Genomic DNA, 16,850 nt, shown 5'->3' with positions numbered 1-16,850 from the left:
TTGCCCCTCGGTGTCCCGGAAGTGTGAGAATCCGTGCATGAGCACCCACGAGAACCTGCTGCAGGGCCCGGCCCCGACGCTGCTGCCCGACGACCTCCCGGCCGCTCGTGAGCGCCTGACCAGCGGGGACGACCCGGTCGAGGTGGCGGCGCAGGCTCCGGCGTCGTCCCTCGTGTGGGCCGTCCTGGCCGAGGGCTCGCTCACGGTGGGCACCGCTGCGGCCGACGTCGCGGCGTACGCCTACGCCCGCACCGGCTACCACCGCGGCCTGGACGCGCTGCGCCGGGCGGGCTGGCGGGGTCAGGGCCCGATCCCGGCCGGGCACGTGCCCAACCAGGGTTTCCTGCGTGCCCTGCTTGCCCTCTCGGAGGCCGCGCACCGCATCGGCGAGGAGGCGGAGGCCGAGCGCTGTGCGACGTTCCTCACGGACTCCGGCACGTCCGCGGACGAGGTCCGCGCCCTGCGTCCCACCACGAAGTAGACTCGGGCGCGGCTCGCCGGCGCCAACGGAGCGCACGCGGCGGAGCGACCAAGCAATCCGAGAAGGTGGAGATCCATGCCAGGCGTCGTGCTCGTCGGGGCCCAGTGGGGCGATGAGGGCAAGGGAAAGGCGACGGACCTCCTGGGCTCCCGCGTCGACTACGTGGTCAAGTTCAACGGTGGTAACAACGCGGGGCACACGGTCGTCATCGACGACGAGAAGTACGCCCTGCACCTGCTGCCGTCGGGCATCCTGTCGCCGGGCGTCGTGCCGGTCATCGCCAACGGCGTGGTGGTCGACATCGAGGTTCTGTTCGAGGAGCTCGACGCCCTGATCGAGCGCGGTGTGGACGTGTCCCGCCTGCTCGTGTCGGGCAGCGCGCACGTCATCGCCCCGTACCACCGCACCATCGACAAGGTGACCGAGCGGTTCCTCGGCAAGCGGCGCATCGGCACCACGGGCCGCGGCATCGGGCCGGCGTACGCCGACAAGATCAACCGCGTCGGCATCCGCATGTGGGACCTGTTCGACGAGAAGATCCTGCGCGCCAAGATCGAGGGCTCGCTGGACCAGAAGAACCACCTGCTCGTGAAGGTCTACAACCGGCGGGCCATCACGGTCGACGAGACGCTCGACGAGCTGCTGCAGTACGCCGAGCGGCTGCGCCCCATGGTCACCGACACCGCCGTCGAGCTGAACAAGGCACTGGACGCGGGCAAGAACGTGCTGTTCGAGGCCGGCCAGGCCACGATGCTCGACATCGACCACGGCACCTACCCGTTCGTCACCTCGTCCAGCGCGACGGCGGGCGGCGCGGTCACCGGGTCCGGCGTCGGGCCCACCCGGATCGACTCCGTGATCGGCGTCATCAAGGCGTACACGACCCGCGTCGGTGAGGGCCCGTTCCCCACGGAGCTGTTCGACGACAAGGGCGAGTTCCTGCGCAAGACCGGCGGCGAGTACGGCGTCACCACGGGACGCGCGCGCCGCACCGGCTGGTACGACGCCGTCATCGCGCGCTACGCGACGCGCATCAACGGGCTCACCGACATCGTGCTCACCAAGCTCGACGTGCTCACCGGCATGGAGAAAGTCCCGGTCTGCGTGGCCTACGACGTCGACGGCGTGCGCCACGACGAGATGCCCACCGACCAGACGGCGTTCCACCACGCGAAGCCGATCTACGAGGAGCTCGACGGCTGGTGGGAGGACATCTCCCAGGCCCGCTCGTTCGACGACCTGCCCAAGAACGCCCAGGCGTACGTGAAGGCGCTCGAGGAGATGTCGGGCACCCGGATCTCCGCCATCGGCGTGGGTCCCAAGCGTGACGAGATCATCCCCGTCCACGACCTCATCCACGCCCGCTGAACCCGCTGAGACCACACCACCGAGAGAGCCCTCCGCCACAGTGAAGATCCTCGTCATCGGCACCGGTGCCCGTGAGCACGCCATCATCCACTCCCTGCACCGGGAGACCGAGGCCGGCACCGCCGCGCACGAGCTGCACGCGGCCCCGGGCAACCCGGGCATCGCGGAGCTGGCCACCCTGCACCCGGTCGACCCGCTGGACGGGACGGCGGTCGCTGCCCTCGCCGAGCAGGTGGGTGCCGACCTCGTCGTCGTCGGCCCGGAGGCGCCGCTCGTCGCGGGCGTGGCCGACTCGGTCCGCGCGGCCGGCATCCCGGTGTTCGGCCCGTCGGGCGAGGCCGCCCGGCTGGAGGGCTCCAAGTCGTTCGCCAAGGAGGTCATGGCCGCCGCGGGCGTGCCGACCGCGATGGCGCACGTGTGCACCGACACGGCCGAGCTCGCCGCCGCCCTGGACGCGTTCGGCGCGCCGTACGTCGTCAAGGACGACGGTCTGGCCGCGGGCAAGGGCGTCGTGGTGACGTCCGACCGGGCCGAGGCGCTCGCGCACGGCGAGGCCTGCCTGGCCCACGAGGACGGCCGCGTGGTGATCGAGGAGTACCTCGACGGCCCCGAGGTGTCCCTGTTCTGCGTGTGCGACGGCGCCACGGTGGTCCCCCTGGTCCCGGCGCAGGACTTCAAGCGGGTCGGCGACGGCGACGAGGGCCCCAACACCGGCGGCATGGGCGCCTACACGCCGCTGGAGTGGGCGCCGCCGGGCCTGGTCGACGAGGTGGTCTCGCGCATCGCCCAGCCCACCGTCGACGAGATGGCGCGGCGCGGCACGCCGTTCTCCGGTGTCCTGTACGTGGGGCTCGCGCTCACCAGCCGGGGCACCCGTGTGGTGGAGTTCAACGCGCGCTTCGGCGACCCCGAGACGCAGTCCGTGCTGGCCCGGCTCGCGACGCCGCTGTCCGAGGTGCTGCTCGCCGCGGCCACGGGCGGGCTCGCCGGGCTGGAGCCGCTGCGCTGGCGCCCGGAGGCGTCGGTGACGGTGGTCGTCGCGTCGGAGGGCTACCCGGCGTCGGCGCGTGCGGGCGACCCGATCAACGGTCTCGAGGACGTCGCGGCGCTGCCCGGGGTGCACGTGCTCCACGCGGGCACCGGCCGCTCCGAGACCGGGGAGCTGGTCAGCGCGGGCGGGCGGGTGCTGTCCGTCGTGGCGCTCGGTACCGATCTGGCGGACGCCCGGCGTCGGGCCTACGAGGGTGTGGCGCGGATCGACCTCAAAGGTTCGCACCACCGCACCGACATCGCGCTGAAGGCGGAGCGCGGCGAGGTCACCGTCCCGTAGCGCCGCGTGCGGCTGCCACCTGCTCCGGGTGGTCTCGCCGTCCGCCGGCGTCACCTCCGCGAAACCTGGGCGGCGTTACCATCACGGCCTGTCGACAGGGGGAGTGGGTCGTGGCCGAGCGCGAGCGCGTCACGTTCGAGAGCACGTCAGGTCCGCGGCTCGCGGGCATCGTCGATCTGCCCGACGGCGAGGTGCGCGGCTGGGGGGTGTTCTCCCACGGGTTCACGCTCGGCAAGGACTCGCCGGCCGCGGCGCGGATCTGCAAGCAGCTCGCCGCCGAGGGCATCGGGATGCTGCGCTTCGACAACCTCGGCCTGGGGGACTCCGAGGGCGACTGGGGCGACGGCTCGTTCACGCACAAGGTCGCCGACACGGTGCGGGCCGCCGAGTTCATGGCCGGCCAGGGCCGGCCGGTGCACCTGCTCGTGGGCCACTCGTTCGGCGGAGCGGCCGTGATCGCCGCCGCCGCGGACGTGCCGGGCGTGCAGGCCGTCGCGACGATCGGCGCCCCCGTCCAGCCGCGGCACGCGGAGCACAACTACGACGCCGTCCTGGGCCGCGTGTTCGACGACGGTCACGCCCCGTGGATGGTGGGCGGCCGCGCGCTCACGCTGAAGCGGCACTTCGTCGAGGACGTCCGGCGGGCCGAGCTGCGCTCGAAGATCCGCGAGATGGGCTCGCCCCTGCTGGTCATGCACTCGCCGACGGACAGCACCGTCGACATCTCGAACGCCGGGGAGATCTTCCGGGAGGCGCGGCACCCGCGCTCGTTCGTCTCGCTGGAGGGCGCCGACCACCTGCTCACCGCGCCCGGTCAGGCCAAGCGGGCGGCCCGCATCATCAGCGCCTGGGCGGACCAGTACCTCACCGTCTGAACCGGCGCGGCGCACGTCACTGGTCCCGGACAGCGGGGCACCCCGCCGCGCAAGTAGACTCTCCCCGGAATCTTCCTCGCCATTCCCATCAGCAAGGAGCCTTCGTGGGACGCGTCGTCGTCGAGGTCATGCCCAAGCCCGAGATCCTGGACCCCCAGGGCAAGGCTGTCGTCGGGGCGCTGCCGCGCCTCGGTTTCACCCAGTTCTCCGGCGTGCGTCAGGGCAAGCGGTTCGAGCTCGAGGTGGACGGCGAGGTGACGCCGGAGATCCTCGCCGCCGCGCGCGAGGCCGCCGCCACCCTCCTGTCCAACCCGGTGATCGAGGACGTCGTGTCGGTGACCGACGCGTCGGACGCCGTCACCGAGACCGCGGTGAGCGCCTGATGTCGGTGGTCGAGCCGACGTCCGCCGCCCCGGTCCCCGGCATCGGGGGCGCCCGGATCGGCGTCATCACGTTCCCCGGCACGCTCGACGACCGGGACGCGGTGCGTGCCGTGCGCCTCGCGGGTGCCGAGGCCGTGTCGCTGTGGCACGCGGACGAGTCGCTCCAGGACGTCGACGCGGTGGTGCTGCCCGGCGGGTTCTCCTACGGCGACTACCTGCGCGCGGGTGCGATCAGCCGGTTCGCCCCGGCGATGTCCGCCGTCGTGGACGCCGCCAAGGGCGGTATGCCGGTGCTCGGCATCTGCAACGGCTTCCAGGTGCTGACCGAGGCGCACCTGCTGCCCGGCTCCATGGTCAAGAACGACCACCTGCACTTCGTGTGCCGGGAGCAGTCGATGGTCGTCGAGAACGCGCACACCGCCTGGACCAACGAGTTCCGGCGCGGCCAGCGGATCACGATCCCGCTGAAGAACCAGGACGGCCAGTTCGTGGCGGACGAGCGCACCCTCGACGAGCTCGAGGGCGAGGGCCGCGTCGTCTTCCGCTACGAGGGCTGGAACCCGAACGGGTCGCGCCGCGACATCGCGGGCATCACCAACGACCGCGGCAACGTGGTGGGGCTCATGCCGCACCCGGAGCACGCCGTCGAGCCCGGGTTCGGGCCGGCCTCCGCCGAGGGGCCGCGCGCCGGCACCGACGGGCTGACGTTCTTCACGTCGGTGCTGTCCTCGCTGGTCCACGCGTGACCACGGGCTCGTCCCGGGCAGGCACGCATGGCCGCTGAGGTGCTGGCGGGGCTCACCATCGAGACGGTGAGCTGGGACCACCCGGACGCCGTCCGCCTCCGTACCGAGCAGCAGCGCGAGATCGACCTGCGGTACGCCGAGCCCGGCGCACCGTCGAACGACGACGGCCTGCCCGTGCCCGACGGGCGCGACCAGGTCGACCCCTCGAACGTCTTCGCCACCCTCCTGCTCCGGGTGGACGGGGAGCCCGCCGCGCACGCCGCGGCCCGCGACCTGTCCGGCCGCGACGACTACCGCGGCGGCCGGCACCCCGAGGGCACGGGCGAGGTCAAGCGCGTGTACGTCGCCCCCGGATTCCGGGGCCGCGGCCTCTCCCGCACCCTGATGGAGGCCGTGGAGGACGTGGCCCGCGCCGCGGGCGTGCGGCACCTCGTCCTGGAGAGCGGCCTCATGCAGCCCGAGTCGCTCGGGCTGTACCTGCGGATGGGGTACGACCCGGTCGAGTCGTTCGGTGTGTTCTCGGACGAGCCCGGGTCACGCTGCTTCGGCAAGTGGCTCGTGCCCGGGCCCGACGGCGAGCCGGCCCGCCGGGAGGGCGAGGGCAGCTCCCCGGTCGTGGAGCTGCGTGAGGTGCCCTGGGCCGATCCCGACGCCGTCGCCCTGCGCCGCGCCATGTGGGAGTTCCACCAGGAGCGGTACCCCGAGATGGCACGCGACGTCGCGGCGCGCGGCGGTCACGAGGCCGTCGACGCCGAGCGGGGCCGGTCCGCCCTGGCCACCCTCGTCGCCACCGTGGACGGCCGGCCGGCCGGGTGCGCCACGCTCGCCGTCGCTCAGGCCGGGCCCGAGCACCTCACCGCCGATCCGCTGCGAGGCGTCGCGGGGCTCGTCGCCGCCTCGGCCACGACGGCGGGGCCGGTCGCGGCCGCGGACTCACGCGGGTTCGAGATGCGCGGGGTGTTCGTGGAGCCCGCCGCACGGCGCGCGGGCGTCGCCACGGCGCTGGTCCGCCAGGTCGAGGCCGAGGCGCGGCGCCGGGGCGGGCTCGCGCTCTTCCTCGGGACGGGGATCCGCCAGCCGGAGGCGCTGCGCCTGTACGTCGGGCTCGGTTACCGGCCCGTGCTGCCGTACCCGCCGCACGACACCCCCGACGACCCGCTGCTGCTGTTCCTGGCGAAGCCCCTCTGAGCTCCGGCCGCGCACGGGCGGTCCGGGGTGCGGTTCCTCAGCGCACGTCGCGGAGATAGTCGAGCTGGGCGCGGACCGACGAGCGGGCCGCCGGCAGCACCGACGGGTCGACGTCGGAGTACACCGCGCGCGTCACCTCGTCCAGCAGCCGGTCCGGGAGCGGGGTCCCGGCGCGGGGCAACGGCGCGTCGAGGGCGGTCAGGGCGGAGCGCACCTGGTCCAGCCGCTCCTGCCGGTGCTCGCGGTAGGCCCGCACCACCGCGCCGAGGTCGTCCACGACCGGCCCGTGCCCGGGCAGGCCGAGGACGGGCGACGTGGCCCCGTCGAGCCCGGCGACCCGCGACGCGAGGCGGTCCAGCGACGCCAGGTAGTGCCCCAGCGAGCCGTCCGGTTCGGCGAGCACCGTCGTACCCCGGCCCAGCACCGTGTCCCCCGTGAGCACCACCGTGCCCGACGCCGTCCCGGTCGCCTCTCCCGGCGACTCGCCGGTGGGTGCCGACACCACGAGACACACGGAGTCCGCGGTGTGTCCCGGCGTGGCCAGCACCTCGATGCGCAGGCCCGCGACCTCCAGGACCTCGCCGTCGGCCAGCGGTCCGGACCTCGGGCCGGTGCTTCTGCCGTCCGCGCAGAACTCCGGCAGGACGCCCCGTGACGGCGCCCCGGTCAGCTCGCGGAACCGGGCGAGCCCGCCGGTGTGGTCGGCGTGCCGGTGGGTGACGAGCACCAGCTCGACCGGACCGGCGTCCGCCAGGGCGGTGAGGTGCGGTTCCAGGCCGGGCCCGGGATCCACCACCACGCAGCCGGGTGCGCCGGGGGCGCGCAGCACGTAGGACCGGGTCCCGTCGAGCGTCATCGGGCCGGGGTTGTCGGCACGGAGCACCGACGCGAAGGAGACGACCGGAATCACCGGATCACCTTATCCAGGGGGCGACGGGGCTTGTGCTGCGGCGTCCCGCGGTGTGTGATCGATGAACCACCTCCCAATGGCGAGAGGACCCCCGGAATGCCCCTCGTTCCCGGCAGGTCGCGAGGCTCTCGCGGCCGCACAGCCCGCACCGTTCCCGCACTCCTGGCCGCGGTCGCGCTCGCCGCGACCGCCCAGGCCGTCCCCGTGCCCGTCCCCGCAGCCGGCGCCGCTGACGGCCAAGTCCTGGTCAGCGCGGATCCCGTCGTCCTGGTCGGCGACGGTGGCACCGCGCACGTCACGCTCACCGTCGAGGCCGACGGCGGCGGCACCCTCGCCGCACCCGTCACGGTCCGCTGGCGCACGGGCTCGGGCACCGCGACCGCCGACGTCGACTACACCGCCGGCTCCGGCACCGTCGAGTTCGCGGCAGGAACGCCGTCGGGCGCCGAGCGGACCATCGCGATCCGCACCCGGGCGTCGGCGTCGGGCGAGACGGCGGAGACGGTCCGGGTGGGCCTGGAGTCCGGGGACGCGGAGGTGTCCGCCGACCCCACCGTCGTCGTCCGGGCGCACGGGCTGCCGTACCTCGACCGCCGCCTGCCCACGGAGCGCCGGGTCGCGGACCTGCTGGGCCGCATGACGACGGCCGAGAAGGTGGGGCAGATGACGCAGGCCGAACGGGCGAACGTCGCGGGTGACCCGGCGGTCGTCACGGAGCTCGGGCTCGGGTCGATCCTGAGCGGCGGCGGGTCCACGCCCGCCGACAACACACCCGAGGGCTGGGCCGACGCGATCGACGGCTTCCAGGCACGCGCCCTGGCGACCCGGCTGCAGATCCCCCTGATCTACGGGGTCGACTCGGTGCACGGGCACGGCAACCTGGCGGGGGCCACGATCCTGCCGCACAACATCGGGCTCGGCGCCACGCGCGACCCACTGCTGGTGGCCCGGGCCGAGCGCATGGTCGCCACCGAGACCCGTGCGACCGGCATTCCCTGGACGTTCGCGCCCTGCCTGTGCGTGGCGCGCGACGACCGCTGGGGCCGCACCTACGAGTCCTTCGGCGAGCACCCGGCGCTGGCGGGGGTGCTCGGTGCCGCCGCCGTCACGGGGTTCCAGGGGCGCCGCCTGGACGGCAGCCGATCCGTCCTCGCCACGGCCAAGCACTTCGTGGCCGACGGCGACACCGCGTACGGCACCGGCGAGGGCGACTACACGATCGACCAGGGAGTCACGCAGCAGAGCCGGCGGCATGTCGAGGCCGTGGACCTGCCGCCCTACGAGGCGGCGCTCGGGGCAGGCGTCGGCTCGGTCATGCCGAGCTTCTCCAGCGTCGACTGGACCGACGACGGCCTGGGCAACCCCCTCAAGATGCACGCCCACGACGAGCTGATCAACGGCTGGCTCAAGGACGGGCACGGCTTCGAGGGCTTCGTCATCAGCGACTACCAGGGCATCCACCAGATCCCGCCGCTCGCGCCCGACCCGCCGACCACCGGCCAGATCGTCACGAGCGTGAACGCGGGCGTGGACATGTTCATGGAGCCCTCGCAGTTCGAGCGGTTCCATACACGGCTCGTCGCGGCGGTGCAGGACGGTGCCGTGGCCGAGGAGCGGATCGACGACGCCGTGTCCCGGATCCTGACGGCCAAGTTCGAGCTGGGCCTGTTCGAGGAGCCGTTCGCCGACCGGTCGCATGCCGACGAGATCGGGTCCGCGGAGCACCGGGCCGTCGCGCGCCAGGCGGTGGCGGCGTCGCAGGTGCTGCTCAAGAACGCGCGGCACGCGCTGCCGCTGGACCACGACGCGAGCATCTACGTGGCGGGCCGCAACGCCGACGACCTGGGCAACCAGGCCGGCGGCTGGACCGGCACGTGGCAGGGCTTCTCGGGCGACGTCACCGAGGGCACCACGATCCTGGAGGGCATCCGGGCGGCGGCCGACGACGTCACGTTCAGCGAGGACGCCTCCGCGCCGACCGCCGGGGCCGACGTCGGCGTCGTCGTCGTGGGGGAGACCCCGTACGCCGAGGGGTTCGGTGACGTGGGTGGCCCCGAGTGGGCCTGGGACCCGGCGGACGGCGGCGTGCCGCGCGAGGAGAAGTCGATGGCGCTCCAGCCGGGAGACGCCGAGGTCGTGGAGAAGGTGTGCGCCGAGATCCGTACCTGCGTGGTCCTGGTGGTCTCGGGCCGGCCGCAGGTGCTGACCGACCAGCTCGGCTCGATCGACGCGCTGGTCGCGTCGTGGTTGCCGGGGACGGAGGGCGCGGGCGTCGCGGACGTGCTGTTCGGCGAGCGCCGGTTCACGGGCCGGCTGCCGGTCTCGTGGCCGCGGTCCGCCGACGACCCGGTGGTCAACGTCGGCGACCGGGACTACGACCCGCTGTTCCCGTTCGGCTGGGGGTTGTCCACGGGTGGCCGGGTCGCCCACCTCGACGAGCACCGGCTGGCGCTGCAGGACGCGGTGCTCGACCCCGTGGACGGCGTCCCGGCGCGCGAGTCCCGCCTGCTCGCCCGGGCCGACGTCGCCCGGCTGGAGGGGCGTGCCGGCCTCGCCCTGAGCATCCTGGGCGAGGCGGAGGGCGGACGCTGACGGAAGCACGCCTGGGCCTCCGACAGGGGCCGGCACAGGACGGTCGGCGGAGGGCGGCCGGGGCGGGACCCGCCAGGTGAAGGTGCCCCGCGGGGGTGGGTTGCTCTGGGTAGACAATGTCTACGCGGAGCAACCCACACCCGCGGGCCATGTCCTCTCCGGGTCAGCCCGCCGAGGCGAGCGCCTGCTCCACGTCCTCGACCAGGTCGCGGGGGTCCTCCAGGCCGACCGAGAGGCGCACCGTCGTCTCCGTGATGCCGACGGCGGCCCGGCCGGGCGCGCCCAGCTTGCGGTGGGTGGTGGTCGCGGGGTGGGTGATCAGGGACTTCGCGTCGCCCAGGTTGTTCGAGATGTCGATCACCCGGAGCGCGTCGAGGAACGCGAACGTGTGCTTCTTCGCGCTCTCGGCGTCGACGCCCTCGGGGACGGCCAGGTCGAACGTGACCACGGTGCCGCCCCCGCTCATCTGGGCGCGCGCGAGCTCGGCCTGCGGGTGCGAGTCGAGGAACGGGTACCGGACCGCGCCCACCCCGGGCAGCTCCTCCAGGGCGTTCGCGACGGTGAGCGCGCCCGCGCCCTGCGCCGCGACGCGTACCGGCAGCGTCTCCAGGCCCTTGAGCAGGGTCCACGCGTTGAACGGCGACAGTGACGGCCCCGTGTTGCGGATGAAGGTCTGCACGGGGCCGGTCACGTACTCGGTCGAGCCGAGGATCGCGCCGCCGAGCACACGGCCCTGGCCGTCGATGTGCTTGGTGGCCGAGTACACGACCACGTCGGCGCCCAGCTCCAGCGGCTTCTGCAGCAGCGGGGTGGCGAAGACGTTGTCGAGCACCACGGTCGCCCCGGCCGCGTGGGCCAGGCCCACGACGGCGCGCACGTCCACGATGTCCTGCATCGGGTTGGAGGGCGTCTCGAAGAACACCACGTCCGCCGGTGTGGAGAGGGCCTCCTCCCACTGGGACAGCACGTGCCCGTCGACGTAGTCGGTGTGCACCCCCCACTTCTTGAGGATCTCCTCGAAGATCACCACGGTGGACCCGAACAGGGCCCGGGCGGCCACGATCCGCGAGCCGGACCCCACGAGCGCGGCCAGCGACGTGAACACCGCGGACATGCCCGTCGCGGTCGCGTAGCAGGCCTCGGCGCCCTCCAGCAGGCGCAGGCGCTCCTCGAACGTGTGCACCGTCGGGTTCCCGTAGCGGGAGTAGACGAACCGGTCCAGGTCGCCCTTGAACGCGGCCTCGGCGTCGGCCGCCGAGTCGTACACGTAGCCCTGCGTGAGGAACAGCGCCTCGCTGGTCTCCTGGAACTCGCTGCGCTGGTGCCCGCCGCGCACGGCGAGGGTCTGCGGTCGGACGGTGGGCGGCAGCGGCTTGCGGCCGGACCCGCCCGGGCTCGCGTCGTGCGGGAAGGCCCCCGTGACGGTCACGCGTCGCCCTCCGACGCCGGGCCCTGCGACCAGGGCAGCCCGGCGACCTTCCAGCCTCGCTGGTCGCGGACGCCGTCGGCCCCGGGCGCGCCCTCGAACCCGTCCAGCACGTTGTACGACGGCGTGATGCCCGACGCCGTCGCGAGCCGCGCCGCGCCGATCGAGCGCTGACCCGACCGGCAGAGGAAGACCACGGGCCCGTGCGTCACGCCGGCCGCCTTGAGCTCCTCCAGGAACGCGGGGTTGGGCCGTCCCCCGGCCCGCACCCACTCGCTGAACACGGGCCGCCTGCCGAGCGACGACGTGTCCGGCACGCCGATGGTGCGCCACTCGCCGTCGGTGCGGACGTCCACCAGCGTGGCGTCCGGGTCGTCCGCGAGCAGGTCCCAGGCCTGCTGGGGCGTGAGATCGCCGGCGTAGCCGTCGGCGGGCCGGGCTTCGGGGTGTGCGGGATCGCTCATGGTGCTCCTCCATCGGTCGTGGCGGTAGCACCCTCGTCCGTCCGCGCCGCGAGGCGGGAACGCTGGGTTGCTGCGGCGTCGTCGTGCCACGTCACTCGGCCGCTCGGGATGGTCGTGGCCAACCCTACGACATCTGTCCGGTGGGTGGAACGGTGTCTCGCACGCTGGGCGTGCGCTCGGATGCTGGGACCAGCATCTGAGACATCCGTTGACAGTCCCTTGACCCGCGACACAGGATGACGCCAGGTCATGAGTGCCAGCGCCAAGCCCCGGCTCGCTGGCCGGCAACCCTCCTCCGCGGTGGGGTGCCCCGGGTGACGACCTGGCCGTGCGCAGCCCGCGTGCGGCAAGCGCGGGGGCACGTCCCCCAGGACCTTGCTGGAGGATGCCATGTCCGCACCCACCCTCACCCGTCGTCCCGCCGCCCCGGTGGCCGACGTCGCCCCGCTGCGACCCGTCGTCGGCGGCGCGACGCTCGTGCCGCTCGTGGACGGTACCCAGGTCGCCTATGCGAACCTCGACGTCGCCGCGTCCGCCCCGGCGCTGCAGGCCGTCGCCGACCGCGTCACCCAGGTGCTCCCCCTGTACGCCAGCGTGCACCGCGGCGCCGGCTACCTCTCGCAGGTGAGCACGGCGCTGTACGAGACCGCCCGCCGCACGATCGGCGCGTTCGTCGGCGCCCGCGAGGACGACCTGACGATCATCACCCGCAACACCACCGACTCCCTGAACCTCCTCGCCGGCTGCGTCCCCGCCCAGCCCGACGGCGAGCCCGGCCGCGTGCTGGTGCTCGACGTCGAGCACCACGCCAACCTGCTGCCCTGGCAGCGGTCCACGGGTGCGACCGTGCTGACCGGCGGCGCGACCGTCGCCGAGACGCTGGCGCAGATCCGCGAGGAGCTCGCCGACGCCGCCGCGGACCGGCCGTTCGCCCTCCTCGCCCTCACCGGCGCCTCCAACGTGACGGGGGAGTCCCTCCCGGTCGACCAGATCGTGGCCGTCGCGCACGAGTACGGCGCGCGCGTGGTGCTCGACGGCGCCCAGCTCGTGCCGCACCGCCGCATCTCCCTGGAGTCGACCGGTGTCGACTACCTCGCGTTCTCCGGCCACAAGACGTACGCGCCGTTCGGTGCGGGCGCCCTGGTGGGCCGTCGCGACTGGCTCGACGCCGGTACGCCGTACCTCGCGGGCGGCGGTGCCGTCCGGCGTGTCCGGGTCGGTGGCACGGACTGGCACGAGGGTCCCGCCCGCCACGAGGCCGGCTCGCCCAACGTGATCGGCGCGGTGGCCCTGGCCGCGGCGTGCGAGGAGCTCGCGGCGCTCGACCCTGCCGAGGTGGTCGCGCACGAGACGGCGTTGCGGGAACGGCTGGTGGCCGGCCTCGAGGCGATCGACCGCGTCGAGGTGGTGCGGGTGTGGGCGGACGCCGTGGACCCGGTGGGCGTGGTGACCTTCACCGTGTCCGGGTACGACCCGGGCCTCGTCGCCGCCTACCTCTCCGCGGAGCACGGCATCGGCGTGCGGGACGGCAGGTTCTGCGCGCACCCTCTGCTCGGCCGCCTCGGCTTCGACGCTGGGGCCGTGCGTGCCTCGGTGGGCGTCGGCACCGCGGGCGAGGAGGTGGAACGCCTGGTCGCCGCCGTGGCCCGGCTCGTCGCCGAGGGCCCGCAGGCCGGGTACGACGTCGTCGACGGCCTCTGGGTGGTCACCGACGACCCGCGCCCGGTCCCGGAGGGATCCGGTCTCGCGGGCCTGCTGGCGACGGCCGCGCTGGGCTTCGACGAGGCCTTCGGCTGCCTTCCCGACGAGGACTAGCCCCGACCGCTACAGCGCCAGGGCCACGCAGATGCCGCCCAGCGTCAGGTCGAGACCGATGCACCAGAGCGCGAGGGACCGGTTGACCACCACGTCGCGGCGGTAGTGCAGCACGTCCCAGACCGCGTGCGCGGCCAGGGCGAGGCCCGCGAGGGCCAGCCCTGAGCGCGGCTCCAGGAACAGGGCCGCCGTCGCGGCCCCGAAGAAGCCTGCCATCGCGGCGGCCTGCACCCAGGTGGCCCGGCGTCCGCGGGCGAGCCCGATGCCGGTGAGGACCACGCCCACCAGCGTGAAGGCGATCCACCGGGGCGTGTCGAGCAGCTCGGACGCGACCGGGATCGCGGACGCCAGGAGCGCGACCAGCCAGGCGGTCCAGCGCACGCCCGTCACGGCGGCGGCCAGATAGCACAGCGCCGCGACGCCGACGGCGGTGGCCGGGTCCTCGGCGACGGCGTCCTGCCAGCCGGCGCCCGCGATCGCCGTGCCGCCGATGAGCAGGCCCACACCCGTGACCGCTCCGAGCACCAGCCAGGCGGTGTTGGTCGGCCAGGTCCCGGTCCAGCGGCTCGGCCGTGCGGCCGCCGCCGTCTCGAACGTCTCGGTCATGGTCCTGTCTCCTCGCGACCGGCTGAATACCCTCCAGGGGTACCTTCGCAGACGGTGCGAGGTCGGCGAAACCCCTTTCGGTCAGGACCGAAGCCGTTCGGCCCGAGCGGCGTCGCCGGACGCGCAGGTCACGGGAGCGGCCTGCGCGTCCCGACCCGTCAGAGGGGAAAGGCGCGCGGTGCCGGGAGGGCGGCCTCGACCTGTGCCGCGAGTGCCAGGAGCGTGAGCTCGCCGCCCGGCCGGCCGACGATCTGCACGCCCATCGGCAGGCCCGCAGGCGCGTCGCTGGTGGGTTCGGTCCAGTGCGTCGGCACCGTGATCGCGGGCAGCCCCGCGACGTTGAGCATCGAGGTGAACGGCGTGTACTGGCACTGCTGCTCGAAGTTCCGCTCCGGGTCCTCGGCGTCGTACCACCCGATCGGACGGGGCGTGAGCGCGAGCGCGGGGGTGACGACGGCGTCGTACGCGCTGACCTGAGCGACCAGGGACCGTTCGTAGCCTGTGAGCGTGCGCAGTGCCTCGGCGAGCTGCCGCGCCGGCAGCTCACGCCCCGACCGGATCAGCCACTGCGTCAACGGTTCCAGCCGGTCGAGCGTCGCGGGGTCGTCGAGGGGCACCGCGGAGGCGCCGCCCATCCACAGGGTGCGGAACGCGGGGGCGTACTCGGGGGCCTCGGCGAGGACCGTCTCCTCGATCTCGTGCCCGGCCCCGGCCAGCGCGCGCACACCCGCGTCGAGGGCCGCCCGTGCCTCGGGCGACACCGTGATGTCGTAGAACCCGTCCCACGCCGACGACGTGGTGACGCCGATCCGGGCGACGTTCGCGCCCGCACCGCCGGTGTTCTCCGGGGCGGGCAGCTCCGCCCGCTGGGCCGTGGCCAGGTAGGCCCCCGCCGCGTACGACGGCGCGCGCAGCGTGAACGGGTGCGCGACGCCGCCCCCGGCCCGCCTCGGGAGCATCGCCTCCAGCAGGAGCGCGGCGTCGGCCACCGTGCGCGCGATAGGCCCGTTGACGACCAGCCCGCCCAGCGCGTCGACACCGCTGCCCGCCGGCAGCAGCCCGCGCGTGGGCTTGAGACCCACGACGCCGCAGGCCGCGGCCGGGATGCGGATCGAGCCACCGCCGTCGGACCCGGGCGCGAACGGCAGCATGCCCGCGGCCACCGCGGCGGCGGCCCCGCCGCTCGACCCGCCCGCACCGCGGGTCAGGTCCCACGGGGTGCGCGCGGGCGGGGCGCCCACCGGCTCCGTGTAGGCGGGGAAGCCGAGCTCGGGGGCAGCGGTCTTGCCGAGGCTGACGATCCCCGCGTCGTCGAGCACGCGGACGATCTCGTCGCTCTGCTCCGCCGGCGGCAGGCCCGCGAAGGCGCGCGACCCGAAGCCGGTCGGCACGCCCGCGCGGTTCCAGAGGTCCTTGTCGCCGGTGGGCAGGCCCCACAGGCTGCCCGGCGACGGCGCACCGTCCGGCTGCGTGCCGCTGCCGCCCTCGGGGCGGCCCGCGGACCCGAGCTCCGCGGCGCGTGCCCGCGCACGGTCCGGGGTGACGGTGGCGAAGGCGCCGACCAGCGGGTCGAGCCGTTCGACGCGGTCGAGGAAGTAGTCGGTGACCTCGGTGGGGGTGAGCTCTCCGGCGGCGAGAAGGTCGCGGAGCTCGACGGCGGTCCGCTCGTGCAGGGCATCCATCGGGCCAGGTTATGCGCACCTCGGCACCGATCTGACGACCGGGCGTCGCGCAATGAAATGTCATTCCACCGCGCAGAATGCGCTTCTCCGGCATATGTTCGTGGGGTGCCGGCACCTTTACGGCGCGCCACCGTGGGGCGCCAGAGGTGACCAGAAATGTCTCTAAGGGGGAGAGAACCATGACATTCCTCAGTGCAGGGCTCGTTCTACCGGGCCAGGTCGACTGGCTGGAGCCGCTCACGAGCGCTCTCGGGGCCGTCGCGAGCTTCATCCCGAAGCTTCTGGTGTTCCTGATCGTCTTTCTCATCGGGTACTTCATCGCCAAGGCGATCGCCCGGTTCGTGGGGATGATCCTGACGCGGGTCGGCTTCAACAAGGTGCTGGAGCGGGCCGGGGCCACGAGGCTCCTGGCGGGCTCGGGGATCGAGCCGATCTCGCTGCTCACCAAGATCATCTACTACTTCATCCTGCTGATCACGCTCCAGCTCGCGCTGAGCGCGTTCGGGCCCACCAACCCGGTGAGCGCGATCGTGAACGACATCGTGGCGTGGCTGCCGAGCCTGCTGGTCGCGATCATCATCGTCGTGATCGCCGGCGCCATCGCGAATGCCGTGAAGGACCTTCTGCTCAACACCATGAGCGGTGTTTCCTACGGCTCTCTGGTGGCCAAGGCCGTGTCGTTCCTCATCATCGCGCTCGGTGTTATCGCCGCGGTCAACCAGATCGGCATCGGCACCACGGTGACAATGCCTGTTCTCGTCGCATTCCTGGCCACCGTCGCCGGAATTCTGATCGTCGGTGTCGGTGGTGCGCTGATCGGCCCCATGCGCTCGCGCGTCGAGGGCTTCCTCGGCAACCTCTCGTCGGGTGGTGGCGCCGCTGCCACGCCCGCCGCGGGGACCGGGACCGCTCCGGGCACCGACCCGGGCGCCGCCCCGGCGTCGGGCTCGTTCGCGCCCCCGCCGCCGCGCGACATCTGATCGC

The 16,850-nt window shown here is 73.7% G+C and carries 15 protein-coding genes and 1 riboswitch; of the genes, 10 read left to right on the top strand and 5 right to left on the bottom strand.

Annotation, left to right across the window (positions count from 1 at the left end):
- Positions 1–37 precede the first annotated feature (37 nt).
- From ACO229_RS20555 to ACO229_RS20525, 7 genes are all read left to right on the top strand, one after another.
- Entirely contained in the window at positions 38–481 is a 444-nt protein-coding gene (locus tag ACO229_RS20555) for a DUF3151 domain-containing protein (protein WP_397416475.1), read from the top strand.
- Positions 482–556: 75 nt separating this feature from the next.
- The gene (locus ACO229_RS20550) at positions 557–1,849 is read left to right on the top strand and encodes an adenylosuccinate synthase (RefSeq protein WP_397416477.1); all 1,293 of its coding nucleotides are present in this window, start codon (positions 557–559) and stop codon (positions 1,847–1,849) included.
- 40 nt (positions 1,850–1,889) lie between these two features.
- Positions 1,890–3,179, top strand: a complete 1,290-nt coding sequence (purD, locus tag ACO229_RS20545) for a phosphoribosylamine--glycine ligase (RefSeq protein WP_397416479.1) — start codon at positions 1,890–1,892, stop codon at positions 3,177–3,179.
- A 110-nt stretch (positions 3,180–3,289) separates the two neighbouring features.
- Positions 3,290–4,054, top strand: a complete 765-nt coding sequence (locus tag ACO229_RS20540; RefSeq protein WP_423462625.1) for an alpha/beta hydrolase family protein — start codon at positions 3,290–3,292, stop codon at positions 4,052–4,054.
- A 104-nt stretch (positions 4,055–4,158) separates the two neighbouring features.
- Positions 4,159–4,437, top strand: coding sequence for a phosphoribosylformylglycinamidine synthase subunit PurS (gene purS, locus ACO229_RS20535; RefSeq protein ID WP_397416483.1), 279 nt, complete (start codon positions 4,159–4,161; stop codon positions 4,435–4,437).
- Positions 4,437–5,183, top strand: coding sequence for a phosphoribosylformylglycinamidine synthase subunit PurQ (gene purQ, locus ACO229_RS20530; RefSeq protein ID WP_397416485.1), 747 nt, complete (start codon positions 4,437–4,439; stop codon positions 5,181–5,183). Before purS ends, purQ begins: the two co-directional genes overlap by 1 nt.
- A gap of 27 nt (positions 5,184–5,210) precedes the next feature.
- Positions 5,211–6,371 (top strand): GNAT family N-acetyltransferase, encoded by a 1,161-nt coding sequence (locus ACO229_RS20525; RefSeq protein ID WP_423462624.1) that lies wholly within the window; start codon positions 5,211–5,213, stop codon positions 6,369–6,371.
- 37 nt (positions 6,372–6,408) lie between these two features.
- Here ACO229_RS20525 and ACO229_RS20520 read toward each other — a convergent pair whose 3' ends face one another.
- A complete protein-coding gene (locus ACO229_RS20520; RefSeq protein WP_423465327.1) occupies positions 6,409–7,227 on the bottom strand; it encodes an MBL fold metallo-hydrolase in 819 nt (272 codons plus the stop codon).
- Positions 7,228–7,377: 150 nt separating this feature from the next.
- On the opposite strand from ACO229_RS20520, the gene ACO229_RS20515 reads away from it, so the two are divergent.
- Complete coding sequence (locus tag ACO229_RS20515) at positions 7,378–9,873, top strand: glycoside hydrolase family 3 N-terminal domain-containing protein (protein ID WP_423462623.1); 2,496 nt, start codon at positions 7,378–7,380, stop codon at positions 9,871–9,873.
- Between the two features lie 163 nt (positions 9,874–10,036).
- Here the strand turns inward: ACO229_RS20515 and ACO229_RS20510 are convergent, their stop codons facing one another.
- Together ACO229_RS20510 and ACO229_RS20505 are read right to left on the bottom strand one after the other, a co-directional pair.
- Complete coding sequence (locus tag ACO229_RS20510; protein WP_423462622.1) at positions 10,037–11,302, bottom strand: O-succinylhomoserine sulfhydrylase; 1,266 nt, start codon at positions 11,300–11,302, stop codon at positions 10,037–10,039.
- Positions 11,299–11,763, bottom strand: coding sequence for a rhodanese-like domain-containing protein (locus tag ACO229_RS20505; RefSeq protein ID WP_423462621.1), 465 nt, complete (start codon positions 11,761–11,763; stop codon positions 11,299–11,301). Before ACO229_RS20505 ends, ACO229_RS20510 begins: the two co-directional genes overlap by 4 nt.
- Before the next feature lie 245 nt (positions 11,764–12,008).
- Positions 12,009–12,122, top strand: a riboswitch (SAM riboswitch).
- 31 nt (positions 12,123–12,153) lie between these two features.
- Between ACO229_RS20505 and ACO229_RS20500 the strand changes: the two genes are divergently transcribed.
- Positions 12,154–13,578: an aminotransferase class V-fold PLP-dependent enzyme gene (locus ACO229_RS20500; RefSeq protein WP_423462620.1), complete on the top strand. Its 1,425-nt coding sequence runs from the start codon at positions 12,154–12,156 to the stop codon at positions 13,576–13,578.
- A gap of 9 nt (positions 13,579–13,587) precedes the next feature.
- Here ACO229_RS20500 and ACO229_RS20495 read toward each other — a convergent pair whose 3' ends face one another.
- Complete coding sequence (locus ACO229_RS20495) at positions 13,588–14,184, bottom strand: hypothetical protein (RefSeq protein ID WP_423462619.1); 597 nt, start codon at positions 14,182–14,184, stop codon at positions 13,588–13,590.
- A gap of 158 nt (positions 14,185–14,342) precedes the next feature.
- A complete protein-coding gene (locus ACO229_RS20490) occupies positions 14,343–15,866 on the bottom strand; it encodes an amidase (RefSeq protein ID WP_423462618.1) in 1,524 nt (507 codons plus the stop codon).
- A gap of 179 nt (positions 15,867–16,045) precedes the next feature.
- Here ACO229_RS20490 and ACO229_RS20485 point away from each other — a divergent pair, with 179 nt between their 5' ends.
- Positions 16,046–16,846 carry a mechanosensitive ion channel family protein gene (locus ACO229_RS20485; protein ID WP_423462617.1) on the top strand — a complete coding sequence of 267 codons (801 nt, stop codon included), beginning with the start codon at positions 16,046–16,048 and terminating at the stop codon, positions 16,844–16,846.
- Positions 16,847–16,850: the final 4 nt, after the last annotated feature.

It is taken from the genome of Promicromonospora sp. MS192, from assembly GCF_049532985.1.
GTDB lineage: Bacteria > Actinomycetota > Actinomycetes > Actinomycetales > Cellulomonadaceae > Promicromonospora.
This window is presented reverse-complemented; position numbering and strand designations above follow the sequence as displayed.

Bases quoted from the DNA above. Each gene is read 5' to 3' on its own strand.
- ACO229_RS20555 (WP_397416475.1), top strand. From the start codon at position 38: ATGAGCACCCACGAGAACCTGCTGCAGGGCCCGGCCCCGACGCTGCTG.
- ACO229_RS20550 (WP_397416477.1), top strand. From the start codon at position 557: ATGCCAGGCGTCGTGCTCGTCGGGGCCCAGTGGGGCGATGAGGGCAAG.
- purQ (WP_397416485.1), top strand. From the start codon at position 4,437: ATGTCGGTGGTCGAGCCGACGTCCGCCGCCCCGGTCCCCGGCATCGGG.
- ACO229_RS20525 (WP_423462624.1), top strand. From the start codon at position 5,211: ATGGCCGCTGAGGTGCTGGCGGGGCTCACCATCGAGACGGTGAGCTGG.
- ACO229_RS20520 (WP_423465327.1), bottom strand. From the start codon at position 7,227: ATGACGCTCGACGGGACCCGGTCCTACGTGCTGCGCGCCCCCGGCGCA.
- ACO229_RS20515 (WP_423462623.1), top strand. From the start codon at position 7,378: ATGCCCCTCGTTCCCGGCAGGTCGCGAGGCTCTCGCGGCCGCACAGCC.
- ACO229_RS20505 (WP_423462621.1), bottom strand. From the start codon at position 11,763: ATGAGCGATCCCGCACACCCCGAAGCCCGGCCCGCCGACGGCTACGCC.
- ACO229_RS20500 (WP_423462620.1), top strand. From the start codon at position 12,154: ATGTCCGCACCCACCCTCACCCGTCGTCCCGCCGCCCCGGTGGCCGAC.
- ACO229_RS20495 (WP_423462619.1), bottom strand. From the start codon at position 14,184: ATGACCGAGACGTTCGAGACGGCGGCGGCCGCACGGCCGAGCCGCTGG.
- ACO229_RS20490 (WP_423462618.1), bottom strand. From the start codon at position 15,866: ATGGATGCCCTGCACGAGCGGACCGCCGTCGAGCTCCGCGACCTTCTC.
- ACO229_RS20485 (WP_423462617.1), top strand. From the start codon at position 16,046: ATGACATTCCTCAGTGCAGGGCTCGTTCTACCGGGCCAGGTCGACTGG.